General features: G+C 74.9%; 22 protein-coding genes. 14 read left to right on the top strand and 8 right to left on the bottom strand.

Going from position 1 to position 25823, the window contains the following annotated elements:
- Positions 1-94: 94 nt before the first annotated feature.
- Positions 95-1294 carry a sensor histidine kinase gene (locus ACFC8N_RS30995; protein WP_376291540.1) on the top strand — a complete coding sequence of 400 codons (1200 nt, stop codon included), beginning with the start codon at positions 95-97 and terminating at the stop codon, positions 1292-1294.
- Here the strand turns inward: ACFC8N_RS30995 and ACFC8N_RS31000 are convergent.
- From ACFC8N_RS31000 to ACFC8N_RS31020, 5 genes are read right to left on the bottom strand one after another with little or no spacing between them, the layout of a single operon-like run.
- Positions 1276-1806, bottom strand: a complete 531-nt coding sequence (locus tag ACFC8N_RS31000; protein ID WP_356034610.1) for a hypothetical protein — start codon at positions 1804-1806, stop codon at positions 1276-1278. The genes ACFC8N_RS30995 and ACFC8N_RS31000 overlap by 19 nt on opposite strands.
- Positions 1803-2978 carry a hypothetical protein gene (locus ACFC8N_RS31005; protein WP_376291542.1) on the bottom strand — a complete coding sequence of 392 codons (1176 nt, stop codon included), beginning with the start codon at positions 2976-2978 and terminating at the stop codon, positions 1803-1805. The genes ACFC8N_RS31000 and ACFC8N_RS31005 overlap by 4 nt, the downstream gene beginning before the upstream one ends.
- A 32-nt stretch (positions 2979-3010) precedes the next feature.
- A complete protein-coding gene (locus ACFC8N_RS31010) occupies positions 3011-5170 on the bottom strand; it encodes a hypothetical protein (protein WP_376291544.1) in 2160 nt (719 codons plus the stop codon).
- Complete coding sequence (locus tag ACFC8N_RS31015; RefSeq protein ID WP_356034616.1) at positions 5167-6246, bottom strand: hypothetical protein; 1080 nt, start codon at positions 6244-6246, stop codon at positions 5167-5169. Before ACFC8N_RS31015 ends, ACFC8N_RS31010 begins: the two co-directional genes overlap by 4 nt.
- A gap of 13 nt (positions 6247-6259) precedes the next feature.
- Complete coding sequence (locus tag ACFC8N_RS31020; RefSeq protein ID WP_362822618.1) at positions 6260-7315, bottom strand: hypothetical protein; 1056 nt, start codon at positions 7313-7315, stop codon at positions 6260-6262.
- Between the two features lie 134 nt (positions 7316-7449).
- On the opposite strand from ACFC8N_RS31020, the gene ACFC8N_RS31025 reads away from it, so the two are divergent.
- Genes ACFC8N_RS31025 through ACFC8N_RS31085 form a run of 13 tightly spaced genes read left to right on the top strand, consistent with a single transcriptional unit; the run spans position 7450 to position 23236 of the window.
- Positions 7450-8313, top strand: a complete 864-nt coding sequence (locus ACFC8N_RS31025; protein ID WP_356034620.1) for a CHAT domain-containing protein — start codon at positions 7450-7452, stop codon at positions 8311-8313.
- On the top strand, positions 8310-8951 hold the full coding sequence (locus ACFC8N_RS31030) for a hypothetical protein (RefSeq protein WP_356034622.1): 642 nt from the start codon (positions 8310-8312) through the stop codon (positions 8949-8951). The genes ACFC8N_RS31025 and ACFC8N_RS31030 overlap by 4 nt, the downstream gene beginning before the upstream one ends.
- A gap of 2 nt (positions 8952-8953) precedes the next feature.
- On the top strand, positions 8954-9967 hold the full coding sequence (locus ACFC8N_RS31035) for a ThiF family adenylyltransferase (protein ID WP_376291548.1): 1014 nt from the start codon (positions 8954-8956) through the stop codon (positions 9965-9967).
- A complete protein-coding gene (locus tag ACFC8N_RS31040) occupies positions 9964-11463 on the top strand; it encodes an effector-associated domain EAD1-containing protein (RefSeq protein WP_356034626.1) in 1500 nt (499 codons plus the stop codon). The genes ACFC8N_RS31035 and ACFC8N_RS31040 overlap by 4 nt, the downstream gene beginning before the upstream one ends.
- Positions 11456-12547, top strand: a complete 1092-nt coding sequence (locus ACFC8N_RS31045; protein ID WP_376291552.1) for a JAB N-terminal domain-containing protein — start codon at positions 11456-11458, stop codon at positions 12545-12547. The genes ACFC8N_RS31040 and ACFC8N_RS31045 overlap by 8 nt, the downstream gene beginning before the upstream one ends.
- Complete coding sequence (locus ACFC8N_RS31050) at positions 12495-13364, top strand: hypothetical protein (RefSeq protein ID WP_376291554.1); 870 nt, start codon at positions 12495-12497, stop codon at positions 13362-13364. The genes ACFC8N_RS31045 and ACFC8N_RS31050 overlap by 53 nt, the downstream gene beginning before the upstream one ends.
- Positions 13361-15265, top strand: a complete 1905-nt coding sequence (locus tag ACFC8N_RS31055; RefSeq protein ID WP_356034632.1) for an ATP-binding protein — start codon at positions 13361-13363, stop codon at positions 15263-15265. The genes ACFC8N_RS31050 and ACFC8N_RS31055 overlap by 4 nt, the downstream gene beginning before the upstream one ends.
- Before the next feature lie 39 nt (positions 15266-15304).
- Positions 15305-16510: an AAA family ATPase gene (locus ACFC8N_RS31060; RefSeq protein ID WP_376291557.1), complete on the top strand. Its 1206-nt coding sequence runs from the start codon at positions 15305-15307 to the stop codon at positions 16508-16510.
- A gap of 30 nt (positions 16511-16540) precedes the next feature.
- Positions 16541-17335 carry a hypothetical protein gene (locus tag ACFC8N_RS31065; RefSeq protein WP_376291559.1) on the top strand — a complete coding sequence of 265 codons (795 nt, stop codon included), beginning with the start codon at positions 16541-16543 and terminating at the stop codon, positions 17333-17335.
- Between the two features lie 3 nt (positions 17336-17338).
- Positions 17339-17602 carry a hypothetical protein gene (locus tag ACFC8N_RS31070; protein ID WP_356034638.1) on the top strand — a complete coding sequence of 88 codons (264 nt, stop codon included), beginning with the start codon at positions 17339-17341 and terminating at the stop codon, positions 17600-17602.
- Positions 17599-18288, top strand: coding sequence for a hypothetical protein (locus ACFC8N_RS31075; protein ID WP_376291562.1), 690 nt, complete (start codon positions 17599-17601; stop codon positions 18286-18288). The genes ACFC8N_RS31070 and ACFC8N_RS31075 overlap by 4 nt, the downstream gene beginning before the upstream one ends.
- A gap of 44 nt (positions 18289-18332) precedes the next feature.
- The gene (locus ACFC8N_RS31080) at positions 18333-20072 is read left to right on the top strand and encodes a hypothetical protein (RefSeq protein WP_376291565.1); all 1740 of its coding nucleotides are present in this window, start codon (positions 18333-18335) and stop codon (positions 20070-20072) included.
- Positions 20069-23236, top strand: coding sequence for a WD40 repeat domain-containing protein (locus tag ACFC8N_RS31085; protein ID WP_376291567.1), 3168 nt, complete (start codon positions 20069-20071; stop codon positions 23234-23236). Before ACFC8N_RS31080 ends, ACFC8N_RS31085 begins: the two co-directional genes overlap by 4 nt.
- A 15-nt stretch (positions 23237-23251) precedes the next feature.
- On the opposite strand, the gene ACFC8N_RS31090 is transcribed toward ACFC8N_RS31085, so the two are convergent.
- The 3 genes from ACFC8N_RS31090 to ACFC8N_RS31100 form a co-directional block, all read right to left on the bottom strand.
- Positions 23252-23461 (bottom strand): radical SAM-modified peptide, FtsH ternary system-associated, encoded by a 210-nt coding sequence (locus ACFC8N_RS31090; RefSeq protein ID WP_071384068.1) that lies wholly within the window; start codon positions 23459-23461, stop codon positions 23252-23254.
- Positions 23462-23465: 4 nt separating this feature from the next.
- A complete protein-coding gene (gene amrS / locus ACFC8N_RS31095; protein ID WP_356034646.1) occupies positions 23466-24473 on the bottom strand; it encodes an AmmeMemoRadiSam system radical SAM enzyme in 1008 nt (335 codons plus the stop codon).
- A 74-nt stretch (positions 24474-24547) separates the two neighbouring features.
- Positions 24548-25795: a hypothetical protein gene (locus tag ACFC8N_RS31100; RefSeq protein WP_376291570.1), complete on the bottom strand. Its 1248-nt coding sequence runs from the start codon at positions 25793-25795 to the stop codon at positions 24548-24550.
- Positions 25796-25823: the final 28 nt, after the last annotated feature.

Genomic DNA, 25823 nt, shown 5'->3' on the forward strand with positions numbered 1-25823 from the left:
CTTGGAGTCACCGGAGGCCGGGTCGGCCGTCGACGCCGTCAGGCATCCGCCGGCCACCGGGCCCCCACCCGCCACCGAACCCCGGGGCCCGCCCATGACCGTCCTCGGTACCGTCGCCCTCGTGCTCGCCGGGCTGGCCGTGTTCGTGCTCGGGGCCGGTCTCGGGCACGGGGCGGCGCGGCGGCAGCAGGAGCACGCGGCCGACGGCGAGGAGGCGCTTGCGCGCACCCTGCACTCCGCCGGGCTCGCCGCGGCGCCCCTGCGCGGCGGGCTCGGCCCGGACACGGCCCGCAGGGCGGCGCGGCGGCTGCGGCCCCTGCTCGCCGTCCCCGCCCTCGCCCTCACCGACGGCACCTCCGTCCTCGCCTGGGACGGCGCCGCCGATCACCACCGCGACCAACTCGCAGCCCAGCTCACCGGCCCGCCCCACAGCCGTACCTTCCCGCTCGCCTGCGACGACGACGGCTGTCCCGTCCGCTGGGGCGTCCTGGCGCCGCTCACGGCCGGCGGCCGGCCGGTGGGCGCGCTCGTCGTGTGCGCCGCCACGGACGCCGGCGCCCACGCCCGGGGCGCCGAGGCGGCGGCCGCCCGGCTCTCGCTGGAACTCGACTTGGCCGACCTCGACCGGGCCCGCGCCGACGCGCACGAGGCCGAGATGCGTGCCCTGCGCGCCCAGATCTCCCCGCACTTCATCTACAACTCCCTCGCGAGCATCGCCTCCTTCGTCCGCACCGACCCCGAGCGCGCTCGTGAACTCCTCCAGGAATTCGCCGACTTCACCCGCTACTCCTTCCGTCGCGACGGCGACTTCACCACCCTCGCCGAGGAGTTGCGCTCCATCGAGCAGTACCTGGAACTCGCCCGCGCCCGCTTCGGCCGCCGCCTCAAGGTCACCCTGCGCATCGCCCCCGAGGTGCTCCCCGTGACCCTGCCGTTCCTCTGTCTGCAACCCCTGGTCGAGAACGCCCTCAAACACGGCCTGGAGGAGTCCGTGGAGCGCAGCGTCATCACCCTCACCGCCGAGGACGAGGGCACCGAGGCCCGGGTCGTCATCGAGGACAACGGCGTCGGCATGGACCCGGAACGGCTGCGCGCGATCCTGCGCGGCACGGCCGGAGCGGCCACCGGCATCGGCCTGAGCAACGTGGACCGCCGGCTGCGCCAGGTCTACGGCGACGACCACGGCCTCGTCATCGAGACCGGCGTCGGCGCGGGCACCAGGATCACCCTCCGCCTCCCGAAGTTCCGCCCCGGTGTCCAGGCCCCACCGCCGGGTCAGTCGCCCTCGTCGTGACAGCCCTTCGGGAACGCGGTGTCGCCGTCCGGCGCGGCGAGGAAGAACACGTCGATCCGGACCTCGCCGGACGCACCGCCCTTCCAGTAACCGCGCTTGGGCGCGTGCTTGAAGTGCGAGAACCCCTTGGTGATCTGCGAGTTGACCTTGTTGGCGGCGTCCTGCCCCGGCCCCGGGTCCGGCGCCGTACCGAACGACAGCACGAAACCCGCCGTACGGCTCGCCACCCCCGCCCCGCGCAGCTGTGCGCCGAACTGCTGCCGCACCGACGCGTCGCTGCCCGTCCGCACGGTGAAGCTGCACGGCTTGAGCACCAGTCCGCGCTCGGCCGGCTGGGTGCTCGGCGAGCCTGCCGAGTCGCTCGGCGTCGGCGACGGATGCGCGTCCGCCCGCTGTTCGCGCGGCAGGGAGCCCAGTGCGATCACGAGCAGCAGCAGAAGCAGGTCGGCGAAGAGCCACCCGGCCAGCAGCACCGTACGCCCGGCCGCGCCCTGTGGCGGCAGCCCCTTCACGGCCGCCCCCGGTACGGCGGCGGGTCGGCGTTGTCCAGGCCGGCGGGCGGCAGCTGTCCCGAGCGGGTGTCGAGCCGGTCGACGAGCTGCCAGATGCCCCGGGTGGAGTCGACCAGGTTCTCCGCCCGCTCGGTGAACACCATCAGCGTCTCGCCGAGGCTGCGGGCCAGTTCACGCACCGCGGCGACGGCGAGGTCGTGCCGGTGGATCTCCTGCCCGGTCGCCTCCTGCGCCCGCCGCAGATCGCCGACGAGCGTCTCGATGGCGGCCCGCAGCTTCGCCTCGTCCTCGGCGGTCTGCTCCCGGATCCGGATCAGGTCCTGGGCCAGCTGGCTCGGCGGGGTGAGCGCGCGGATCAGCCGGGTCAGCTCGTCCACCGTCTTCGTCCAGCCGTCCAGCGCGGTCTGGATCCGGCTGCCGGGCCCGGTCTCCAGGACGGCCTGGATCTCCTCGGAGGTCCGGCGCAGCGCCGTCTCCAGTTGCTGCGTACCGGCGTTGAGCTGGGCTGCCAGCCGGTCCGCGCTGCGGCTGTCCAGCGGCTTGCCGGCCGGCCGTGCGGGCGTGGCCAGCAGGAACGTCGCGAGGGTCAGCTCGGCGGCGAGCTCGTGGCGCTCCTGCTCGCGCGACAGGTTCCGCTCCCGGTTCTGGTGCAGGGCGTGCACCGCCAGCGTCAGCGCGACGACGACCAGGATGAGCAGGGTGACATGGAGCGCGGAGGTGCCCAGCGTCACCGTCGTCGCCTCGGCCGGGCTGCCCTGCGGGAAGCCGCGCGCCCAGCCGAGCAGGAAGGGCTCCTCGCTGCGGCTGGCCTGGTAGGCGCTGAGGGCGCCGCGCAGCCGCCACCAGGTCAGCGCGATCGGCGCGAAGACCAGCACGTCACGGGCGACGCCGAGCCAGCCCTCCAGCGTGCTGCGGCCCCTCGCGGTGGCGTCCGGGAGCAGCACCTCGGGCGGATAGGCGGCGACCAGGTCGGTGCCGGCGAGCGTGGCACCGCCCCGTTCCAGGTCCTCGACGACGCGGTCCAGGACCCGGGTGTCGGATCCGTCGGCGCGGCCCCGCTGGGCCAGGGCACGGATGCGTCCGGCGATCCGGTCGAGTTCCGGATCGGTGCCGGTGCGCTGCGCGGGAACCGCCCTGGGGGGCGGCGGCGTTGACTCTTCAGTGGATGTCATGCGGCGTCATTCGTGTCGTCCGGCGGGGGAGGTCAGAGCATGGAGTTCAGCAGGACGTAGCCGAGCGCGCCGACCAGGATGAGGACGAGCGCGCCCAGGAAGAACACGGTCACCCCGTCGAGCCCCAGGCGGTCCGGCCCCCGGCGGCCGCCGTCGCCCGCTGGCGACGGCGGGCCGGTCCCGGTGCGCGGATCGCCCGGACCGTGGGCCGTCTGCCCGGGCGGCACGGGCGTGTCCCAGTGCGCGGGGTCCGGGTCGACCCGCTGCGTGGGGTGGGCCGCGTCGGCGGCGACGGGATGCGCCCACTCGGTGTGCGTGTGCGTGCCTGCTTGTGTGGCGTACGGCTGGGGCCGGGTTGCCGGGGCGGGGGCCGGGCGTGCGGTGGACGCGGCCGGTGCGGCTGGCGGGGTGTGCGCGGCGGGTCCGCCGGTCACCGGTCCGCGCGGCCGGGTTCCGTACGCGGAAGCGGCGGTCGATCCCGTGACGGGCCCGGCGTAGCCGTGGTCGCGCAGGAACTGTTCCGACAGCTCGTGGCGGATCGGCTGCTGGGCCGCGTCGTCGGCCGCCAGCTCCAGCGCGGCGGCGTAGAGCCCGAGCGGCGCCTGGACGCCCGCCCGTTCGACCAGTTCCCGGGCGGCCGTGCGGTCCAGTCGCGGGCCGTGGGCGGCGATGAGCAGGTGACGGAAGCAGTCGGTCTCCTTGGCGCGGTCGCCGGCGGCGATCCGGTCGACCGGGCCGAGCAGCAGCCCGTGGCCGTACCACAGCCGTGCGGTGTCCGGGCCGTGTCCGGCGTCGGCGAGGTGGCGCAGCACCAGGTGCGCGGCGTCCGGGAAGTGCTCGGCGTGGCGGGCGACGAAGTCCAGCAGTTCGTCCGCCGGGCTGGCGGCGAGGAGGCCGCCGTGGTGCAGTGTGCCGGCGGGCAGGCCGAGGTGCAGGGCCACGACCAGCAGCCGGCGGTGCGCGGCCCCGCTCAGGTCGAGGCCCCCGTCCGGCACGTGCCGCAGGAAGGCGGCGGCCACTGTCGGGGCCGGGGGCTCCGCGTCGGCCGTCGCGTACACCAGCGCGTCGGGCCCGCCGGCCAGACATGCCTCCACGGCCTCGCTCACCAGGAGGTCCCGCAGTTCGTGACGGCGTATCGCGCGCTGCTCCAGGCGGCGCCAGCGGCGCAGTGCCGCGGCCAGCCAGTCCGCCGGCTGCCGTCTCAACTCCCCGGCGAGCTCGGCCTGTCCGGACACGAGGGCGCCGCGCGCGGCGGCCTGCTCCAGCAGGACGTCGTCGAGGAAGACGTCCGGTCCGGGCCGCGGGTCGGCGATCCGGCCGTCCACGATCGGTACCGACCGTCGCCAGGCGGTCACGTCGACCGCGTCGGTCAGCGGCCGGCGCGGGCGGATCCGCTCCAGGGCCGGGTGCCCGGCCGTCCGGTACAGCTCGACCAGCTGGGCGGCGAAGCGGGCGGTCTCCGACGCGGGCGGCGGTTCGGTGACGTCGACGCGCAGGCGCTGGTTGATGTACATCGACTGGGGCGGTCGGGCGGCGAGGAACACCACCCGGGGCTGGTGGCTGCCCTTGTCGGTGGACTCCCGGCCGGCGAAGGTCCACGGGCGGCCGGCGACCGGTCCGACGATGTCGAGCAGGGCCGTCATCATCGGCAGGGCGAGCTGCGGCCGGGCGATGACGCTGAAGTCCTCCGCCGGGTCGGCGAGCACCCGGGCGACGAGCGTGGTGAGCTGGTCCGCCGGGACTCCGGCAGCCTCCTCGCGCAGCGCGGCCAGCCCCGGCCGCGCGGCCTGTTCGAGTCCGGCCAGGTCGAGCGGGGCCAGCGCGGCACGGGTGCCGTCCGGTTCGCGGTCCTGCCAGCCCGGCCAGTCGTGCAGCCCGAGCGCGAGCCGCGAGTCGATCGCGCGGGGGTCGCCGACGAGGACATGGGTCAGGGTGGCGCCGCCCCGGCCGTGCGGATTGCGGGAGGGCAGCTTGCGCAGGACGGCCGCCTCGTCCTCGAACACCAGGTGGACGAGGCTGGCCGACGCCTCCGGCTGGTCGCCCTGGCCGTCCTGGGTGGCCCACACGTACTGGAGGCGTTTGGCCCAGCGGTCGATGGTGCGCAGCCCGGAGTGCGCGACGGGGCGTACCCCGGCGTTGCCTTCGTGGTCCCGTTCGGCCCAGCCGAAGAGGATCTGGTCGACCGTCGTCATCCGGTAGCTCCCTGGCCGAGGTCGGTGGGGCCGAGCACCCCGCACATCGCGAAGAGGGCGAGCATGGGTTTGAGCGTGCGGCGGGGCGCGAAACTCCCGTGCGGGGAGCGCTGGACGCCGTCCGCCTCGACGGCCTTGTGGCCGGTCGCCGTGGCGAAGTGCAGGGTGGAGTGGGCGCAGCGGACGAAGGGCGCGAGCCAGCCACGGGCTTCCCGGGAGCTCAGGAAGGCGTACGCGTCCTCGCTCTCCTCCTCCACGGTGGCGAGGTGCAGTTCCTCGTCGGGCGAGGCGTTCTGGAACCAGCGGTCGACGAGGGTCTCGTGATGCCGCAGCAGATCGCACTTGCCGATCACGACGGCGGCCGGCAGCGGCAGGAACTGGGAGCCGTCGACCCCGCGCAGCCGCGCGATCTTGTCGAGGACGACACCGAAGGACGGGTCGCCGGTGACGCTGCCGCCGGCGGCGGTCAGCCCGCGGATCCGGGTCGGGTCGACCACGAAGACCAGCGCGCTGACCGCGCCGAGGAACGGCACCTCCGCGTCGTGGTCGGCGAGCCACTCGCCGGAGACGTCGAAGAAGGCGACGGCGAAACTGCGGCCGGTGTTGCTGTTGTGGATCCACAGCGCGTCGGTGAATTCCGGAGGCTGCGCCGGGGTTCCCGCCAGGCCCAGCCCCTGGTCGAGGAAGGGGCGGACGACGTCCTTCAGATAGCGCTGGTGCAGTTTCAGGTCGAGGCCGCCGACGACCAGCCCGAGCCGGGCCATCCGGTCGACGTCGGAGAGCATGCCGAGCATGGCGGCGAGCAGATGGCTCTTTCCGGCGGCGGACTCGCCGACCACCCCGATGACCAGGGGCTCGCCGAAGTCGCCGTAGCGGCCGGGCAGGACATGCGGTTCGCCGCCGCCTCCGGCGCACAGCCGGTAGGCGTCGAGGCGGCGGTGGTTCCAGCGCACGTCGTCCTCGTCGGGCAGCCGGACGAGGGGTTCGGGCCGGCCGTCGGCGTTGAGGGTGACGGTCTCGGCCTGCGCCCAGTCGACGGTGCTCAGGCAGATGGGGCACCTCACGTGGTCTGTCACGTCACTCCTCCTGTCAGGCCACCGCGACCACGGCGGCGACCACGGCGATCAGGGCGACGGCCAGGACGGTGTACACGACGACGGTCTGCCACCGGCGGGGGCCCGGGTCCGGGGGCCGGGCGGTCCGACCGGCGGGCCCCGGGGCGCCGCCGGGGTCGTACGCCGGTCTGCGCGAGGCCTGGTGGAAGGCGTGCTGCCGGGCGCGCAGGTCCCGGAAGTGCTGCCGGGCCTCCTGCTCCCGCTCGGCCATCCCGGGCACGCGGCGCACGCCCGGTCCCTGTGCGGTGATGCGGCCGGTCCGGGTGTCGTGGCGCAGCTGGAGGGTGTACCCGGTGACGCGGTGGCGGGCCTCGTCGGTGAAGACCCCGTCCAGCAGGGTGCGCAGACCGGGGTCGAGCCAGCGCACCCGGTCCCGCATCTCCGCCGCCGTGGTGACCTCCTCGCCGGTGGCGAGGTGGAAGAGGACGGCACCGGCGGCGTACACGTCGTCGCGGCAGTCGGCGGGGCCCCGGCCGCCCGCCTGTTCCGGTGAACGCCACGGGTCGGTGCCAGCCGGGCCGCCGCGCGGATCGCCCTCGTCCAGGGTGAGACCGAAGTCGGCGAGCTGCACGGTGGTGCCGTCCCACCACAGGGTGGCGGGCCGGATGTCGCGGTGCACCAGGCGCAGGTCGTTCAGGTGCCGCAGCACCGTGAGGACGCCGCCCGCGACGGCCGACAGCTCGTCGGCCGGCAGTGGCAAGTCGGCCAGTTCGGCGAGGGGGCGGCCGCGCCGGGTGGCCACCAGGAAGGGCGCCCGGTCGTCCGGCCGGTAGCCGATGACCCGGCCGAGCTCGGGCGGGTAGCGGGTGACGCCGAGCCGGCGGACCAGCACGTCGGCGGTGCGCACGGTGCGCTCCAGTTCCCGGCGCGCCCCGTCGGTGTGCGCGATGCGCTGCACGACGTGTTGGCCGCCGCCGTGCACCAGTACGCCGTGGCGCTCCCGGAATCCGCCGCGGGAACTCTCTCCCTGTTGATCAAAGTCGATCTCGAAGATCGACTTTCCGGCTTCGCGGCCACCACAGGTGATCATTTCCAGACGCTCGATCAAACCCGCCCCCGATAAGTGTGCTGCGGAATCCGAAACTACACCCGTCGGGCGCCACTGCGCGTACTCTTCTCCCCAAGGGCCTGTGCAGCAACGGTAGTTGTCTCGGGGGACGACGGATGGCCAGTCCGACATGGAAACTTCTGCGCGACGCCGGCGCATTCGAAACACTGGGCGAATTGTTTCCGGACATGCTCAGCAGTCACGCATTTCTCGAAGACGTGGGAATAAGCCCTGCCCTGCTGCCGCCTTTCGGCGGGCCCCTGCCCGCCGCCTCCTGGTGGCGCGCGGTGTGCCGCACCGTCGACCAGGGCCGCTTCGCGGGCATCACCCTGGGCGACCTCGTCGCCGCGGCGGCCGCCCTCTTCCCGGGACACGAGGGCCTCACCGCCCTCGCCGGCCCGGCCGGCCACGGCGCGCCGGCCGGGCTGCGGGTGCTGTGCCTGATGGCCGCGCCGCTGGACGAGGCCAGGCTGCGCCTCGGCGCCGAGCAGCGCGTCATCCAGGACGCGGCGGCCCGCTCCGCCGGCCGGCTGACGGTGACCGTCCACCCGGCCGTCCGGATCTCCGACCTCCTTCCCCGGCTCCGCACGGCACGGCCTCACCTCGTGCACTTCGCCGGGCACGGCACCGACGACGGGCGCCTCCTCCTGGAGGACGACACGGGCACCTCCGCGCCGGTCCCGGTGCGCGCCCTGGCCGCCGCGCTCGCCCTGTCCGCGCCCCTCGTCTGCGTGGTCCTCAACTCCTGCTGGTCGGGGGCGTACGCGGACGGCCTGCTCGACTGCGCCGACACCGTCGTGGGCACCCGCGGCGCGCTCGACGACGCCGCCGCGCTCGTCTTCGCCGAGGGCTTCTACGGCTCGCTCGCCCACTCCACCGCCGTCGACCGGGCGTGCGACGCCGCCCGCGCGGCCCTCGCCCTCGCCGGCCACGCACCGGACGAGGTGCACCAGTGCTCCCGAAGGAGCCGCGCCGCATGACGACTCCCGAGACGCCCGCCGGGACCTCCGCCCCGGCCGACGTCGCCAGCGCCTTCGAGCGCGGGCTGCAGCGCGGCGACAACCCGCAGGTGGCGGGCGCCGACGGCCCGGCCTCCACCACCCTGGACTCCCGCTGGCTCGGCACCTGGCGGCGGCCCGGCTCCCCGCGCCGCGCCCCCTGCCGGGTGTGCGGGCACACCTTCCGGCTCGACGACACCGTGTACCTGCGCCACGCCGAGGACGGCAGACTGGCCGACGTCACCCACCACCTGCGCAACCTGCCGTGCAGCGGCGAGGCCCCGGCGGCGTCCGGACCGCCCGACCCGGACGCGCAGGCCGCGTTCTTCCACGGCGTCGACGACACCGACCCCCGCCCGGACACCCTGCACACCGTCCGGCTGATGCCCGGCGACCCGGTGCTCGGCCGCCCCGGCCGGCGCAACGCCTGCTTCGTGTGCACCCACACCTTCCGGCTGTTCGAGACCGTCGTCGTCTGCCCCTGCTCGCCCGAGGCACCCGGCTGCCGCAAGGCCGTCCACCAGGACCCGGCGCGCGGCCTCGGCTGCTTCGAGCAGTGGCGCAGCGAACTGACCGTCAAACAGTGCCCGATGAACTTCCGCACCCTGAGGCGGGAGTAGCCATGGGACGCTTCGACCGGCACGCCCTGATCGCCGGCTGGGACCAGCGACGCCTCGCCGGGGCCACCGTCGTCCTGTGCGGAGCGGGCGCGCTCGGCAGCCAGTGCGCGCAGGCCCTCGCCCTCGCCGGCGTCGGCCGGCTGGTGCTGTGCGACCCCGACACGGTCTCGGAGTCGAACCTCAGCCGCGCCCCGCTGTTCCGCGCCGCCGACATCGGCGCGCCCAAGGCGGCCGTCGCGGCCCGGTACCTCGCCGAGCTGTCCCCGGTGACCGGTGTCGACGCCCGCACCGCCCCCCTGGTCAGCGGGGTGGGCCTCGCGGAACTGCGGGACGCCTCCCTGGTCGTGAGCTGCCTGGACAGCCTCGCTGCCCGGCTCCAACTCGCGGGCCGCTGCCTCCAGGTGGGCGCGGCCCTGCTGGACGGCGGCACCAGCGCCTGGGGCGGCGAGATACGGCTGTACGAGCCGGACGGCCCCTGCTTCGGCTGCGGTCTGACCGCCCGCGACCGCGCCGCCCAGGACGACCCCTGGTCCTGCACGGACGCCGTCGTCCCCGAGGCCGGCGCCTCGGCGCCCGTCTCCGCGCTCATCGGCTCCTGGCTGGCGGTCACCGCGGTACGGCAGCTGTGCGGCGCCGGCCCCGCGCCCGGCGTGGTCCGGGTCGACGCCGCCGGCGGTACGGCGAACCCGGTCACCGCGCGCCGCGACCCCGGCTGCCCGCTGCACAGCCGTATCCCCGCCGACCTCGTCCGCGCCGTCCCGTGCACGGCACAGTCCACCGCGGCCGACCTGACCGGCCGACTCGCCCCCGAGGAGACCGTGATGACCTGGGCGCCGCTGCCCGGTACCGCGCCCACGCGCGAATCCACCCGGCTCGCCGACGCGCCCCCGCGCGCCCGGCTCGCCGATCTCGGCGTGGCCCCACGCGAGATCCTGCCGGTCGTCACGACCGGCCGCACCCGCGGAATCCGCTACCTGGAACTCTCCGGGGCCGGCGGGAAAGGAACGCCCCGATGAGCTACGACACGGGCAAGCTGCCAGGCGAGATCAAACGCGTCCTGGTCGACACACTGGCCGACATCTACCGCACCCAGGGCCAGGCCGAGGAACTGCTGGAGGACATGGACTTCCCGCCGCTGACCCGGCCCCGCTGGGACGCGGCCCAGGAGGTCGCCGCCTACTGGCGGCAGGTGGTGCGCGCCCTGGAGCTGGGCGCCCTCCAGCGCGACGGCGTCCGGCAACTGGTGGACGCGGTGCTGCGGCGCTGGCCCGGCAACCAGGACCTGACCAAGATCCGCGGCTTCCTCGAATCGCAGGAGCAGGAACAGGAGGGCGGCGGCGGAAACGCCGAGACCCTGTACCGCACGGTGGAGTTCGTGGGCAGCGAGGCCTACCCCGAACTGCTCAGACTCGTGCGCGAACTGCTCGACGCCGACGCCGTCCAGCTCTACGCCGGCCACCGGCAGGCCGCCTTCCGCATCGCCGCCATGCCCGCCGACCGGCTGGAGGAGCTGCGCGAGCGGGCCGCGCGCATCGCCCCCGGCGTCGAAGTGCTCTACGGCGAGTACGACTTCCGGCCCACCCTGTACACGCGCCTGGAGGTCATGGGCCCCGACGGCCAGCAGTTCGAGATCCCGTACGTGCCCAACACGACCCTGCCGGGCGAACTCGTCCCTGCCGTCTGGGCGCAGTACCGGCCCGAGGTGGCCCAGGACGCCAACGGCCATCTGCTGCGCGCCGTCGTCGACTACCGCGACGAGAACGGCGAGGCCCACCGGCTCGACCCCGAGGAACCGCTGCACAACCAAGGGGTCCGGGACGGCGGCCAGTTGCAGATGTCCGCCGAGTCCACCGCCGGTGTCGACAGCTGGCTGCGGCTGGAGGCCCTCGCCCGGGCCCGCGACGACATCGTCGACTTCGCCGCCGAGCACCCGGAGTTCACGCTCGTCGAGATGGACGACGACCGGCTGCCGCTGGAGTACACGGTGGAGCTGCACGTCCCCGGCTTCGCCCCGCCCGAGGACCTGGAGGCCTGGCCGCCGGACCCGCAGCGCATCGACCGGCACGAGCTGATCGTCTGGATGCCCGCCGAGTTCCCCATCCAGGCGCCGCGCGTGCGCTGGCAGTCGGACGTGTTCCACCCGAACATCGCCCGCGACAAGGACCACAAGGGCGGCGTGTGCCTCGGCCCGCTGATGACCGACTACACCCCCGACCTCAGCATGTACTCCCTGTGCCAGATGCTCATCGACATGGTGCGCTACCGCAACTACGAGATCCTGCCGCACGACTACCGCATGGCCCGGGACTACGACAGCCTGGTGCAGGACATCCTCCAGCGCGGCGAGTACCTCGACGCCGACGCCGCCGCCTGGGCGTTCTCCTGGGAGGGCCAGGAACGCATCAAGGAGATCGGCGGCACCACCTGGCTGACCCGGGCCGGTCTGACCGAGCGGGCCGACCGCTCCCGATTCCTTCAGGTGGAGCGCGTGGAAGCGAGCCCGGATGAGTGACGAAGCCCGCGCCGGCGCGGCCATGGTGCTGCTCTACAAGGGCACCTCCTTCGAACTGGTCGGCAAGATGACCCTCTCCTCACTGCTGGTCGAGGCGGTGCGCAGGGAACTGGCCGGCGGCGACCCGGACGAGCAGCTGGTCCTGGAGATCCGCTATCTGCGCCGGCCGGACCCCCGGCTGGCGGACGGCCCGCGCACGATCCACAACCTCCGCAGCCAGATCGGCAGACTGGCACTGACCGTCACGCGCGGCTCGGAGAAGGTGGTCGACGGCGAGTTCCCGGTGCGTGAACTGCTCGGCCCGGTCCTCCAGCACGTGGTCCAGCAGATCGATCCCGACGAGGAGGTGTGGGGCTTCTGCCTCGACCACCCCTCCCTCAGCGGAGTCGCCCTCGGCCGCTCCACCCCCGAGGTCGAGGGCACGATGGACCTCAACCTGCGGGAGAGCAGGCGCAGTTTCACCGTGCGCAAGGTCGCCGAGCCGCCGATGCCCGGCCTGGACCCGGACACGCTGGGAATCGACGCGGCCGGACTCGGCCCGGTGACGGTCCTGCTCTCCGCCGACCTCCACGACCATCTGCACGAGATGAAGCTCTCCCGCCGGCTGGAGGAGGGCGGCTTCCTGCTCGGCAAGGTCCTCAGGGTCCTGCGCCCCGACCGGGCGACGGCGGACGGCAGCGACGGCGAGGCACCGGCCGACCGCTATCTCGTGGAGATCACCGAGGTCACCCCCGCCGAGCACTCGGGCGCCGGAGCGCTGCACTTCACCTTCACCGGCGACTCCTTCCGCGACATGAACCAGCGCATCACCGCCTCCGGACAGGACCGCCAGCTGATGGGCTGGTACCACACCCATCTGTTCTCCGGGAACGACTCGGGGCTCTCCAGCATCGACGTCGATCTGCACCTCGGCACCTTCCGGCAGCCCTGGCAGGTGGCCGGACTGATCAACCTCTCCGGCGACGAGCGTCTGCTGCGCTTCTACGCCCGTCGTGGCGACTCGGTACGCGAATGCGAACAGTGGGTGAAAGATGACCGCGGTCGATACCGCCTCGCGCGTGCTGCTGTGGTCGACGACGACTGACGGCACGGCGGCGGCCCCGGCCCCGCCCGAAGGCGAACTGACAGATCCCCAGGAACTGGCCGTGCCACCGCCCGACGTCGGCGCGGCCGTCGTCCGGCTGGCCGCACAGAGCGCGGCCCGGCTCCGGCTGGACGCACTGGCGTCGGGGGAGCGGCGCCCGGTCGGCGTGGGCGCCCTGCTGCTCGCCGCCGCCGTCGGCGGCCGGGACCGGGCCCGCCTCGCGGCCGAGACGGTACGGGCGGTGCCGCCCGCCCGCTCGCTGTGGGACGTGCTCGCCCACCACGCCGTCGTCGCACCCGCCCTGCCGCACGTCGCCGACCCGACACTGGCCGGTCGGCTGCGCGCCGCCTCGCCGCTCACCGCGCTGCTCGACCGGCCCGACCCCGTCGGCGAGAGCGACGCCGAACTCCTCCTGGAGGACCGACTGCTGACGCACCCCCAAGGGCGACGACTGATCACCACCGTCTACTGCGAGGCCCCGGCCTCCCCGGCCCAGGCCCTGTGGCGCGGCCGACTGCTCGACCAACTCCGCATGAGCGAACGCGAGTTGGTGATCGATGTGTACGAGGCGGCCCTGCTGCGCCACACCGCGGCCCACCTGGCACTGATCCGCCGGGCACGCATCGGCCTGGCCGTGCCGCCCGACCTGGAGGCGGCCCGCCCCGTCGCCCGCTGGTGGGCCGCGCTGGCCCGGCTGGAGCGCTCGCACCGGCAGCTGCTGCGCGCCCGCTCCGGCATCGGCAAGGAGTACCTGGCGGGCGTACGCCTGTACCGGCAGGTGGAACGGCTGGAAGCAAGAGGGGGAAGTCCCGCATGACCACGAGCGTGCGCCGTATCTCCGTCGTCGCGCCGGACGAGCCTTCCCGGGCCGCCCTGCGCCGGCAGCCGCCCCATGTCACCGTCGAACAGGCGCTGGCCTCCGGGCCGTACATGCTGCTCCTGCCGCTCCCGCGGGGCTGGGACCTGCTGGCCTGGGAGACCGTCTCGGCCGACCTGCTCCTCCAGGCCGACCTCTCGCCCGGCACCCCGCTCTATCCGCCGACGTACGCCTCGGCCCGGCCGGACCTCGCCAAGGCGCCCGCCCCACGGAGCGAGGACCCGCCGCCGCGCGAGCAGGCCCCGACCGAGGCGCCCGTCCACCGGCACCCGCAGCCCGCCGAACTCCACGAGGACGAGGCCACCGTCCTCGCCTACGGCCGGGACATCGCCCAGGTCTCCTCGCTGCTACGGGCCGGGCTGTCCGTGCTGGTCGTGGCCGAGAAGCCGGTGGTGCCGCACCTGTGGCGGGAGATGGCGACCCGGGCCGGACTGCGCGCCGAGGTCCTGGAGGAGCCCCCGGACGGCGACGACGCCGGGGCCGAGGACCAGCCGCCGGGCGGGGAGCCGCTCATCCCGGTGCAGCAGAACCCGCGCCAGCGCCTGCTGGGCCGGCTGCGCGAGCTGGTGCGCGCCCTCAACGACGACACCGTGCTCGTCGTCCAGCACCTCGACCTGCTCGCGGGCGGCTCCGACGGGCAGCTCTCGCCGGAGGCCCGCGAGGTGACCGAGCTGCTGCACGGGGCGCCCGAACGCGTGATGCTCGCCTTCGCCGCCCCCTCGCTGTCGGTGCCCGAGGTGCTGGGCGAGCGGTTCAGCACCCGCGTCACCATCACCGGCGTCCCGCGCACCGTCTGGTTCCGCGACGACCAGGAGGAACAGCCGCTGGGCCGGGCCCTGGTGACGGTCGGCGAGTCGGCGCGATTCGAGCGCTACGACCCCGTCGAGTTCTACAAACACGTCGCCGGCATGAACCCGGTGCTGCTCCGCCAGGCCCTGCGCTACGCGATGAGCGTCCACCGGGACCACCCGGCCCCCGTCGCCCGCGACCTGTACGCCACGATCCGGGCGTTCAAGGCCCAGATGTCCAGCAACTTCGAGGTGCCGGACGTGGGTTTCGACGACATCGCCGGCTACGACGAGGTCAAGGCCCACATCCAGCGGGCCATCGACATCGTGATGGGCCACCACCGGCTGCCGCAGGAGTTCGACCACCTGCGCACCAAGCTGATCCCGCGCGGCTTCATCTTCCACGGCCCGCCCGGCACCGGTAAGACCCTGTTCGCCAAGGCGATCGCCAACCGCATGAACGCCACGATCCTCGTCGTCTCCGGCCCCGAGGTCATGGGCACCTACGTCGGCGAGAGCGAGCGCAACGTCCGGGAGATCTTCGCCGAGGCGCGGCGCAACGCCCCCTCGGTCGTGGTCTTCGACGAGTTCGACTCCATCGCCTCGCGCCGCTCGGAACACTCCGACGGCGGCACCCGGGCCGGCAATGCCGTGGTCGCCCAGATCCTCACCGAGATGGACGGTTTCCGGCCCGAGGTGCCCACCCTGGTGATCGGCACCACCAACCGGCTGAACCTCATCGACGAGGCCCTGCTGCGGCCCAGCCGCTTCGAGTCCATCGCCATCGACCTGCCCAACGACGAGGCCAGGCTGAAGATGATCAGCCTGCACGCGGCCAAGTTCGGCATCGACGTCGGCGGCGGCGTCGACGAACTGATCGCGTCCGCGCTGCGCGGGCGCAACGGCGACGACATCCACTCGGTCTTCCGGGACGCCTTCGTCGCCGCCCACTTCCAGGACCCGCCGGTGCCGCCCACCCCCGAGCAACTCGGCCAGATCGTCGGCCGGTTGCAGCGCAAACGGCGCGAGCAGCGCCGCTCGGGCAGGCGCTGACACCGTGACGGACACGAGGGACACGAGGCAGGAGGCGCGGTGAGCTGGGGCCAGGACACCGTCGACACCATCAGGGACCTGGAGTACGTACGGCGACGGCTCGGCGACGAGTTCGTCGGCCGTGAGCGGGCCGTACGACTGCTGCAACTCGCCGTGGTCTGCCGGGAACACGCGCTGCTGCTCGGTCCCACCGGCACCGCCAAGAGCGAGCTGATCTCCGCCCTCGCCCGGCACGTCGAGGCCCGCCGGTTCAGCTATCTGCTCACCCGGTTCACGGAACCGTCGGAGATCTTCGGCGCGCTGGACTTCGAGCGGTTCCGCGAGGGCACCTACCAGGTGCGCACCGAGGGCATGCTGCCGACGGCCGAACTCGTCTTCCTGGACGAGGTGTTCCAGGGCAGCAGCGCCATCCTCAACACCCTGCTGACCCTGCTCAACGAGCGCCGCTACCACAACGGCGCGGCGGCCCAGAGCGCCCCGTTGATCAGCCTGCTCGGCGCCACCAACGAGATACCGGACGACCCGGGCCTGACCGCCTTCTCCGACCGCTTCCTGCTCCGCCTCCAGGTCGAACCGGTCGGCGGCACCGACCTGGAACGGCTGCTCCAGGTGGGCTGGGGCCACGAGACCCGCCGCTTCACCGAGGCCGTGCACACGGCCGAAGAGGCACGGCGCACGGGCGCCCCCGTCCCGGCCGGTACCGACGACGGCTCGGGCACGCTCACCGTCGAACGGCTCGGCCGCCTCACCCTCCGGCTGCGGGACGTCGACCTGGACCCCGTCCTCGGTGAACACCGGGAACTGGTACGGCAGTTGCTGATCCAGGGCGTACGGCTCTCGGACCGCCGGCTGGTGCGCAGCCTGAAGCTGGTCGCCGCGGCCGCGCTGCTGCGCGAGTCGCGCACCGCCGCGCCGGCCGACCTGTGGCCGCTGGCCCACATCTGGACCGACCCGGCCGACCGCACCACCGTCGAGGAGGCCGTCCAGGCCGTCGTCGAGAAGCACGGCGGGGAACCGGCCCGGCGCCGCCGCTCCGACCACGAGATCCTGCTCGACGCCCGCGAGATCGGCGCGCCGCTCAGAAGCGAACGGCAGCCCAGCGAGTGGAGCGTCGTCGAAGGACTGCACAAACTCGCCGACCTGGCACGGGAGTTGCGAGAACATCCGCCGGTGAACACCGGGACCGAGGCAGAGCTGTCTCGTATCATTGCCGAAGTGAACGCCCTGCTCGACCAGTTCGAGTGAGGGCGGGAACACCCAAGGGGGTACCCCACCATGTGCAATCCCCGACGCGTCCGCGTCCGGGCCTCCAGCCGGCTCACCCGCATGTGGCAGGAGGAGATCAGCCGCACGGCCAGCGCCAGCACCGAGGTGGCCGCGGAGGCCACCCTGCGCCAGGAGTTCGGGACTCTGCTCGGTGTCCCGGCCCGCAAGGCCTTCGAGTCCGCGCTGGGCGCCGACACCCGCTGGACCTGGCAGGACGACGCCTACCGGCTCGACACCGACCACGGCACCGTCGTCTACCACCTCGCCACCGGCGAGATCGAGATGACCGCCCGGCTCACCGACGTCGTCACCGCCGAGGCCGAGGTGACCCGCACCCTGCGGGGCACGGTGGAGGTGAACGCCGTCGCCGAGGAGAGCGCGCGCTACTACGACGACAGCTGGGGCGGCCTGAGCCGGTCGGTGGCCGAGCGCACCGCCCGGATGCAGGCCCAGGAACGCGCCGACCGCGAGGCCGCCGAACAGATCGCGCGCGAGGAGGAACAGCAGCGCCTCGCCGGACAGCGCCAACTCGCCGGCCAGCGCGACGACATCGACGCCGAGGCCCGCGCCGAGGCCGAACGCCGGGCCGCCGCCGGCGCCGGCCGGCGCCGCGAGGAACTCGAACGCGACGCCGCGGTCCGGCTGCGCGACACCCGCACCGGCCTCCTGCGCCCCGTGCACGAGGTGCTGGCCGTGGCCTACCGCGACGCCATCGTGACGTACGCCCGCGAACACGGCGTACAGGACCTGCGGGTCGACGAGTCGGACGGGATGCTCAACATTCAGTTCGAGATGGAGGCCTGAGCGATGCGGGTCAGGGTCGAGTTCCGGTACAACGCCGAGACCGGCGAGGTCGAGCTGTTCCGGGTGGACGACATCGGCCGCGCCACCCGGGTCGGCGACCACGACGCCACCCACGACGAGATCGCCCACGGCATCGGGCGGGTGCTGGACCGCAGGCCCGGTGTCGAGGAGGTCGTACCCGGCCGGGAGCCGGTGCCCGAGCCGCCACGGCCGCACGAGCGGGACCAGCCGGGCGAGGCGCCCCCCGAGCGGGAACGCCTCCAGTGAGGACGCGACCGCCCGACCTGTTGGTGCGCGCCGCCCACTGCTACGAGCAGACCGGCGACTACGCCCAGGCCGCCCGCTGCCACGACGAGGCCGGCCACCCGCTGAAGGCGGCCGAACTGTGGGAACAGGCGGGCGACGTGACGCGCGCCGCCGACTGCTGGCAGCGCGCCCGCCGGCCGACCCGGGCCGCCGAGTGCCTGCTGTCCGCACACCGCTACGAGGAGGCCGCCGCGTGCTTCGAGGCGGGCGGTGACCTGCTGCGCGCCGGATTCACCCTGGTCACCCTCACCCGGTCCTTCGCCACCGCCGAGCAGCTGTTCGCCACCGCACGGGCGCAGACCCCGGGCGGGCAACTGCGGCGCCGGCTCGGCCGGCAGCTCGCCGCCGCCCGGGCCTACGGCGACAGCGGACCCCTGCTGCACACCCTGGCGGAGGTGCCGGAGCGCATCGGCACGCTCACCCCGGCCCGGGAGCGGGCCGACGTCGAGCGGTGGGCGGTCGTCGCGGCCGGCCTGATCCACCGCCCGGACCTCGGCGCCCTCGTCTTCGCCGCCTCCTACCGGGCCGGTGTCGGCGGCTGCGCCGAGCGCTGGCAGCACTGGGCCGCGGAGCACCTGGGCGACACCACCGGCGTACCCACCGGAACCGCACCGCCGGACCCGGTACCGCACCCGGTCCCGGCTTAGGCGAGCGCGCGGCGGCAGCACCAGATCCACTCATCGGGGGACCCATGACCACTCCTTGGCGGCGCAAGAAGCGTCCGTTCCCGTTCGTCTTTCCCGCGCAGCAGTCCGCGCCGCCCCAGCCGTCCGCGCCGCCACCGCCCGCCGGGCCCGCGGAGGTGCCGCCGCCCCGCTTCACCGCGGTCCCCGTGATCCCCGGCGGTCACGACGGGCCGCCCGCGCCGCCCGACGACCCCCCGTCCGCCGACCCGGGCGAGCGCGGTGAATCCCCGGCCTGGTCGGTCGCGGTCCGCTTCCCCTCCGCCCGCGCAGCCCTCGGGCATGTCGCGGCCACGGTGGAACTGGGCCCGCGGGCGCTGCGCAGATCGCCCCACGACCACTCCGTGTGGACCCTGCTCCACCCCGGACAACAGCCCGCCCTCGCCCTCGCCCCCGCCTACGGCGGCCTGGCCTGCCACGCCGACGCCGACGGCCTGCTGTGGCCCGACGGGCTGCCGGGGCACGGCTCGGCGCCCGGCCACGACACGGCGCACGGCCACGACGGACCCGCGGGGCGGTCCGCACGGGCTGTCGGGCACCTGTCCACCGTCGCCGGATGGGACAAGTTCGGCCTCGCCGAACTCGCCGCGCACAGCCCCGAGGACACCCCGCCCCCCGGGCTCAGGGAGGTCACGGTCCTCGCCCCGGGCGCCCTCGCCCGCTGGCTGCTGCGCCGCTGCCTGGCCACCGGGGTGGCGATCACCTTCCAGCCCGTGGAGCGGATCGGCCGGGACGGCGGGCGCGACCCGGGCTGGCTGCTGCTGCGGCTGAGCGCCCCGTCCGGCGCCGTACCCGCCGGACTGGTCGAGGCGTGCGGCCGACTGCCCGGGACGGTGGCCTGCCGGGCGGCGGACCCGGACTGCCGGCTCCTGATCGACCTGCGGCTGCGACTGCCCCTGGACGACGCCGTGCTGCTGGAGGACATCCCGCTCGGACGGCACCTCGTCGTGGAGCGCGCCGGGTCCGGCATGCCGTGGCAGTGGCGGCCCAGTGACGACGAGCGGCCGGGCGAACTCCTCGACGCGCGCCCGGTGCTGGCCACCGGGGAGCCCGCGCGCACCTCCGTGCCCGTGCCGCCCCTCGGTCCCGCCGTGCCGGTCCGCCTGGTGACCAGCGCCCGCGCCCCGCACCGGGTCGACGCCGTGCTGATCGCGGACGCCGAACTCGCCCTGCTGCGCCGCTTCCTGCGCTCCCGGCCGCTGCACGAGACCGCCGTGATCGCCTTCGGACCGGGCCGCCACCTGGTGACCGAACCCCCCGGACTCTGCCAGACCCTGCCCTTCGGCGTCCCCGTCTACCAGGCCGGACCCGGCGCCCTGTACCTGGAGAGCGGCTGCGTGCTCAACCCGCCGCTGCCCGACACCGCACGCGACGAGGTGCTCGGCCTCGGCCCCGACGTCGTCACCGTGCTGTGCCGGGACGGCGCCTGGCGGCTGCGCCTGGAGGACGTACGGCCGGCCTGGCACCTGTGGGTGCCCGAACCGCCCGCCTTCGCCGCCGGACTGTCCGGCCCCGCACGGGAGTTGCTGGACCGGGTCGCCGCCGCCGTACCCGCCCCCGAGCCCGCCGCCCCGGCCGCGCCCCGCACCCCCGAGGCCGAGCGGCGCCGGCTCAACCAGGCCGCCATGGAGCACTCCCTGCGCGGCGAGTACCGCGAGGCCGCCGAACTCCTCGAACAGGCGGGCCACTTCCAGCGCGCCGCGCAGATGTACGAGCGGGCCGCCGCCGAGCTGGGCGAGGGCCGGTGAGCACACCGGCCGCCGGCGCCTGGAACGCCCAGCAGATCCTCACCGTGCCCGCGCCGGACGCCCGCTGCCTGTGCCTGTCGCCCGACGGCACCGGACTCGTCGTGGTGCACGCCGAGGACGTCGTGCGCTACGACGACGAGGGGCGCGTCGTGTGGCGGCTGCCCTGGCCCGGCCCGACCCCCGGCACCGTCCGGCACTCCGGCACCGACGCGGCCGTGTGGAGCCCCGACGGCGACCGCCTGTTCATGCTCGGCGCGGGCCGCGCGGTCCTGCTGGACGCCGACACCGGCGACGCCGTGGAACTCCCCGCCGCGCTGCACACCGAGGGCGAGATCACGGCCCTCGCCCTGTCGCCCGACGCCCGGCACCTCGCGGCCGGGCTGGGCTCGGGCGACGTGCTGCTGCTCGGCCGCGCCGACGGCACGGTGACCCGGCTGCGCGGGGTCGACCCGGTGGTGGAGGTGTGCTGGATCCCGGGCCGCCAGGACACCCTGTGCGTGGCCACCGCGACCTCCGCGCAGCTGTGGGAACCGCACGGCGGCACCATGACCGGCACCCTCGGCGGGCTGTTCGAGGGCCTGCGCCGGGTCGCCTGCTCCCCGGAGGGCCGGACGATCGCCGTCGAGGACTACGCGGGGCTGCGGCTGCTGGATCCCGGCTCCGGCCGGGAGCTGGGCCGCGAGTTCGTGCCGTACCGGATGAACGCGCTGACGTTCAGCCACGACGGCTCCCTGCTGGTCGCCGGCTCCGCGCTGGAGGGCCTGCGCGTCCTCGGCCCGCGCCTGGACCTCCTCGGACAGCTGCCCGGCCGGGTCACCGGCCCCGGCGAACTGAGCCTGTCCGCCAGCGGACTGTTCGCCGCCCGGCTCGATCCCGACACGGTCGCGGTGTGGGAGCCGACCGGCGCCGTACCGCGCTCGCACCGGCGCCGCGCCCCGGCCGCGCTGCACCGCTGGGCCAACGCGATGGGCGTGACCGTCGGCAAGGTCCACACCCGCACCGGGGAACGGCCCCCGGGCGTGCTGCGCGCGCTGCGGCTGCCCGAGGCGGGGACCGGCTGTGTCGCACCCGCCCTGGTCTGGTCGCCCGACGGCGCCGGCCACTGGTGCGAGTCCGGCCCCGGCCGCATCCTGGCCTACGCCGCCGACGCCACCGAACCGCACGGCTCGGCACCCGTGCCGAGCTTCCCGCACGGCTGGTACGACGCCGCCTGCCTGGCCGGCGACCGCCCGGTGCTGGTCCTGGCCGCCCACTACGAACAGGGCGTCAACCGCCTCGTGGACCCGCGCGACGGCACCGTGCTCGCCGAGCGCACCGCGGGGCAGGCGGTCAGCGCCGACCCGGTGCGCCCGCTGCGCTGGGCGGTGCCCGAACCGGGCGCCGACCCGCGGATGTTGCAGGTGCACGACCTCGGCCCGGGTGCCGGCGGACCGCAGCGGCTGCCCGTCGAGGACGGGGTGCGCCGGCCCGCCTGGTCCCCGGACGGCCGGCTGCTCGCCGCCGGCACCCGCGGCCGTGTCGTCGTCTGGGGCGTCGGCGCGGGCGGCCGCTGCCGACGGGTGCACGTGCTCGACTGGCCCGACCCGCGGGCCCTGGTGTGCCGGGTGGCCTGGTCCCCGGACGGCAGCCGGCTCGCCGCGACAGCGGGCAGCGCCGGCGGCCCGGTCGTGGTCTGGGACACCGGTACCTGGCAGCGCCTGCGGACGTTCGGCGAGGCCGGCGGCCGGGACTGGGCGCCCGCGCTGTCCTGGTGCGCCGACTCCCGGCTGCTGGCCTTCGCCACCGCCGAACAGGACTCCGTGGCCGAGGTCTGGGACACCGAGGAACCACGCCGCATCCGCGTGCTCGTGCCCCCGGACGGGGTCGGCGGGCATCTGTGGACGCTGCGCTGGTCACCGGTCGGCGACCAGCTCGCGGCCACCTACAACTCGGGCGCCGCGGTCCTGTGGGAGCTGTTCACCGGCGGCCCGCGCACCGCCGCCGCGCCGGTCGCGCCGAACGGCCAGGAGGAACTGGTACGCCTCGGGGTGCTGGCGGCCGTCCACGGCTTCGGCGTACCGCTGGACCTGCTCGGCGACGTCCTGGCCCTGCTGCGCGGCACTGTCCCGCCCCGGCTGCGCGCCCTCGCCGACCACCGCGGCCTGCACGCACTGCGCGAACTGGGCTGGCCGGGGCCCGCGTTGGCGGGACTGGCGCTGCTGCTGGTGGCGGACCTGCCCGCCGCGCCGGCGTACCTGGCCCCGCCCGAGGTCACCCCGGCCGACCTCGCCCAGGCGCTGGGCCGGGCGCTGACCGGCTCCTCGATCCCCGCCCGCGCCTCCGCACCGGCGCTGACCGAACTGACCGCCGCCCTGGGCACGGTGGACGACCGGCTGGTGGCCCTCCTGCGCATCCTGGGCCCCGAGGCGGTCGCCGTCGATCCCACACTGCCCGCCCGGATGCGCCTCCTGCGCCTCTCCCTCACCCCGCCCGGCCCCGCCCAGCGCGCCCTGCTCGGCCTGCGTCTCCTGGACGGCGACACCGGGCTCGCCATGGGCGGCGCCGGCGGCACCGGCCGCTCCGGACTGGCCCGGCACGGCCCCGCCACCCGGCTGCTGCCCACCCAACTCGCCCTGCCCATCGATCTGTTGCGGGCCCGGCACGCCCGGGACGAGCTGCTGTACCGCACCAGCAGCGGCCGGCTGCCACGCGATCCGCACGGACTGGTGCTGGTGCTGGACGACACCCCCGCCACGCACGGCAAGGTCGGCTCCGTGCTGCGGCTGGCCGCCCATCTGATGGCCGTTACGGTGCTCCGGCTCGGCCGGCCCTGCGCGCTCGTTCCGCTCGGTGAGCCCTGGCGGTCCCGGCTGCTGCTCGGCCCGGAGGACCTGGTCCATGTGTGGGCCGCCGGACCGCTGTCGGCGGGCGATGTGCCGACCGCGTTCCGCGAGGCCGAGGTGGTCGCGGCCCGGCTCACCGCCGACCTGTCCGGGCCGCCCCGGATGGTCCTGCTGTCGCACCCCTACCTACGGCCCGTGCCCCGGCCCGGACTGCGCGAACTGCGCGTGCACTACCCGGGCGTCCCGTGGCGTGAGCCCGCCCGGCACCGCCAGGTGCTGGCGCCCGAACCCGCCCCGGAGGACCTGCGGGCGGCGCTGACGGCACTGCTGTCGGACGACTGAGTCCCGTGCCGTCGCTCAGCCGCAGAGCATCTGCTCGATCGCGTCGGGGCCCAGCCGCTCCAGCAACTGCTCCAGCACCTCGGGCCGGAAGGCGTCGCCGAGCACCTGGACCCCGTCGCCGTCGACACGGATGCTGATCCGCACCAGTCGCCCCTCGGGATGTTCCTCGTACTCCTCGGGCTGGATCAGGTCGGGGATGTGCTCGACCATCCGGTACTCGGTCATCGCCTCACCATCGTCCTTCCGCCACGGTGCCGCACCGCGGGCACCTGCCGTCGTCGAGAACGTTCCGGCCCAGCGCCCAGACGTCCCGGGCCACCACGGTCGTACGGCATCCCGCGCACCGCGTGGCCCGGCCGTCCGCGCCGAGGGCCCGCTCCACGTACACGTGCCGCAGCCCCGCCTCGTGCCCGATCCGCACCCCGGCCGCCAGGTCGGCCACCGGGGTGGGCGCGTGGCCGGTGCGGCGGTGGGCGGGGGTGGCGCGGACCAGATGCCAGGGGATCGCGGGGTCCAGCGCGGCGAGCGCCCGGGCGATCGGGCGCAGTGTGCCGGGCCCGGCGGTGAGGCCGGGGATCAGCGGGGTCGACACCTCCACCCAGACCCCGCGCTCCCGCAGGCCCGCGAGGGTGTCGAGGACGGGTCCGGGCCGGGCGCCGGTGAGTTCGCGGTGGTCGCGTTCGTCGAGGGTCTTCACGTCGACGTTGACGGCGGCGACGTGGCGCGCCGCGAGGTCGACGGCCTCGGGGGTGAGGAAGCCGTTGCTCTTCCAGACCACGTCCACCCCGAGCGGGCGGCCCGACTCGGCGAGCGCGGCCGTGAGTTCGATGGCCAGCGAGGGCTCGGTGTACGAGATCGCGACACAGCCCCCGCGCGCGGCGGCCTCCGCGGTCACGTCCTCGGGGTCGACCGGCTCGGCGTCCCAGCGGACGGAGTCCTCGCGGCCGTACTGGGACATGCGGTGGTTGATGCAGTAGTCGCAGGCGAAGGTGCAGCCGGGTGCCGCCAGGGTGAGACAGGGTGTGCCCGGGCGGTAGTGGAAGAGCGGCTTGCGCTCGACGGTGTCCCAGTGCCGTACGGACGACGCGAACGTCGCCGTCTCCAGCCGGTCACCGGAGCGGCGGCGCACCCCGCACAGCCCCGTCTCGCCGTCCTTCAGCGCACACCGGAAGGGACACAGCAGGCACTGCACCCTCCCGTGCCGCTCGCGCTGCAGGACCGCCGGTGTCCACCGCATCCCCATCCGCCGTCCCCCGTCCGGTCGGCACGCCACCGCCAGCGTACCTCTGATGTACCGCCAACTCGCCATGATCAACGATGAGTTGACTCCTCCACGGCGTCGAGCGCGGCGAGCACGGCAAGGCCCGCCGCCCCGTGTGTGCTGCTGTGCCGTTGCTCGTCCGGTGGTTCCGGTCCGGCGCCTGCACGGGTGCCGGACGCCCGCAGTGCCAGCACCTCGGTGACGGCACGCTCGCCGACGTCACGCCGGTCGTACGCGGTCGGGTCGCACCGGAAGGCCAGGGCGGCCGCGGCCAGCACCCCGGCCGCCGAGGAGCACCGGGACGGGCCCCCGGCCAGCAGCCGCCGGGCCCCCTCGGACACGGTCGCGCCGGCGGACGCGCGCTCCGGGACGAGCAGTCCGGCGAGCGACAGCCCGTGCAGCCCGGACCAGCCGCCCGTCGTCAACGCCCGTGCCACGACGGCCGCTTCCTGGCCGTACGCGTTGTCCTTGCCGTCCTCGACATCCCCGGCCTGCGCGTCCGGGTGTCCGGCGAGGCGGGCGGCGGCAGCGGCCAGCCGTAGGCGGGCTGCCGGGGGTGGGTGCGGGCCGTCGAAGTCCCGTTCGTCCACGCCACTTTCACCGCCGTCGCCGCATTCGCCGTCGCCGCTGTCGAGCAGGTCGGCGAGTACGGCGGCGTAGGCGGGGCCGCACAGCACGGCGGCGCACACGTCGGCGAACGCCTCGCCCGCCCAGCGCACCCAGTGCGCGCGGCGGTCCGGCGCCAGCGGGGCGCCCGCGACCCGCTCGCGGATCTCCGTGCCGAGGCCGCAGTCGTCGTCGATGTGGTGGGCGGCCTCGTGTGCCACGGTCAGCAGGGCGGGCAGATGGGAGCCGAAGGACCAGGGCACGTCGATCACCGGGAACGGCAGCCGGGCCGCGGCCGCCCGCCCCTCGGGGGTGTGGATGCCGCCCCGGGGCAGCAGATCGTGGTAGGCGCCGCCCCTGCGGTGCGCCCGCGGCGAGGCCGCCCGGCTGAACCCGACGAGCGGCGGCTCCTTGGGCCGGGCGCCGGGGAGCCGTACGACCGGGCCGTACGTCTCCCAGGCCAGCTCGTCGGCGACGTCCAGGAAGCGGCGGTACGCGCGCACGTGGCGCAGCATGAACCGGGTGCGGTAGAAATCCCACACGTGGTGCAGGTCCAGCACCCGGCCCGGCACCTCGCAGGCGCGCCCGTCCGTGAGCCGGACGCGCACGTCGGCCACCGCGGCACCCAACAGCACGCCGACCGCGTCGAGTTGACTGCGGTGCTTCTCCAGCGGCCCGCCCGCGCGGCTCACCGCCTCCCACTGACGCAGCTCCGCCTCC

Origin of the sequence: Streptomyces sp. NPDC055966 (genome assembly GCF_042269865.1) — a bacterium.
In the GTDB taxonomy this organism is placed as follows: domain Bacteria; phylum Actinomycetota; class Actinomycetes; order Streptomycetales; family Streptomycetaceae; genus Streptomyces.

What these genes read in the sequence shown, in the direction of transcription:
- ACFC8N_RS30995 (WP_376291540.1), top strand. Translation starts at nt 95, where the DNA reads ATGACCGTCCTCGGTACCGTCGCCCTCGTGCTCGCCGGGCTGGCCGTG.
- ACFC8N_RS31005 (WP_376291542.1), bottom strand. Translation starts at nt 2,978, where the DNA reads ATGACATCCACTGAAGAGTCAACGCCGCCGCCCCCCAGGGCGGTTCCC.
- ACFC8N_RS31010 (WP_376291544.1), bottom strand. Translation starts at nt 5,170, where the DNA reads ATGACGACGGTCGACCAGATCCTCTTCGGCTGGGCCGAACGGGACCAC.
- ACFC8N_RS31020 (WP_362822618.1), bottom strand. Translation starts at nt 7,315, where the DNA reads ATGATCACCTGTGGTGGCCGCGAAGCCGGAAAGTCGATCTTCGAGATC.
- ACFC8N_RS31025 (WP_356034620.1), top strand. Translation starts at nt 7,450, where the DNA reads ATGGCCAGTCCGACATGGAAACTTCTGCGCGACGCCGGCGCATTCGAA.
- ACFC8N_RS31030 (WP_356034622.1), top strand. Translation starts at nt 8,310, where the DNA reads ATGACGACTCCCGAGACGCCCGCCGGGACCTCCGCCCCGGCCGACGTC.
- ACFC8N_RS31035 (WP_376291548.1), top strand. Translation starts at nt 8,954, where the DNA reads ATGGGACGCTTCGACCGGCACGCCCTGATCGCCGGCTGGGACCAGCGA.
- ACFC8N_RS31040 (WP_356034626.1), top strand. Translation starts at nt 9,964, where the DNA reads ATGAGCTACGACACGGGCAAGCTGCCAGGCGAGATCAAACGCGTCCTG.
- ACFC8N_RS31045 (WP_376291552.1), top strand. Translation starts at nt 11,456, where the DNA reads ATGAGTGACGAAGCCCGCGCCGGCGCGGCCATGGTGCTGCTCTACAAG.
- ACFC8N_RS31050 (WP_376291554.1), top strand. Translation starts at nt 12,495, where the DNA reads ATGACCGCGGTCGATACCGCCTCGCGCGTGCTGCTGTGGTCGACGACG.
- ACFC8N_RS31055 (WP_356034632.1), top strand. Translation starts at nt 13,361, where the DNA reads ATGACCACGAGCGTGCGCCGTATCTCCGTCGTCGCGCCGGACGAGCCT.
- ACFC8N_RS31065 (WP_376291559.1), top strand. Translation starts at nt 16,541, where the DNA reads ATGTGCAATCCCCGACGCGTCCGCGTCCGGGCCTCCAGCCGGCTCACC.
- ACFC8N_RS31070 (WP_356034638.1), top strand. Translation starts at nt 17,339, where the DNA reads ATGCGGGTCAGGGTCGAGTTCCGGTACAACGCCGAGACCGGCGAGGTC.
- ACFC8N_RS31080 (WP_376291565.1), top strand. Translation starts at nt 18,333, where the DNA reads ATGACCACTCCTTGGCGGCGCAAGAAGCGTCCGTTCCCGTTCGTCTTT.
- ACFC8N_RS31090 (WP_071384068.1), bottom strand. Translation starts at nt 23,461, where the DNA reads ATGACCGAGTACCGGATGGTCGAGCACATCCCCGACCTGATCCAGCCC.
- amrS (WP_356034646.1), bottom strand. Translation starts at nt 24,473, where the DNA reads ATGCGGTGGACACCGGCGGTCCTGCAGCGCGAGCGGCACGGGAGGGTG.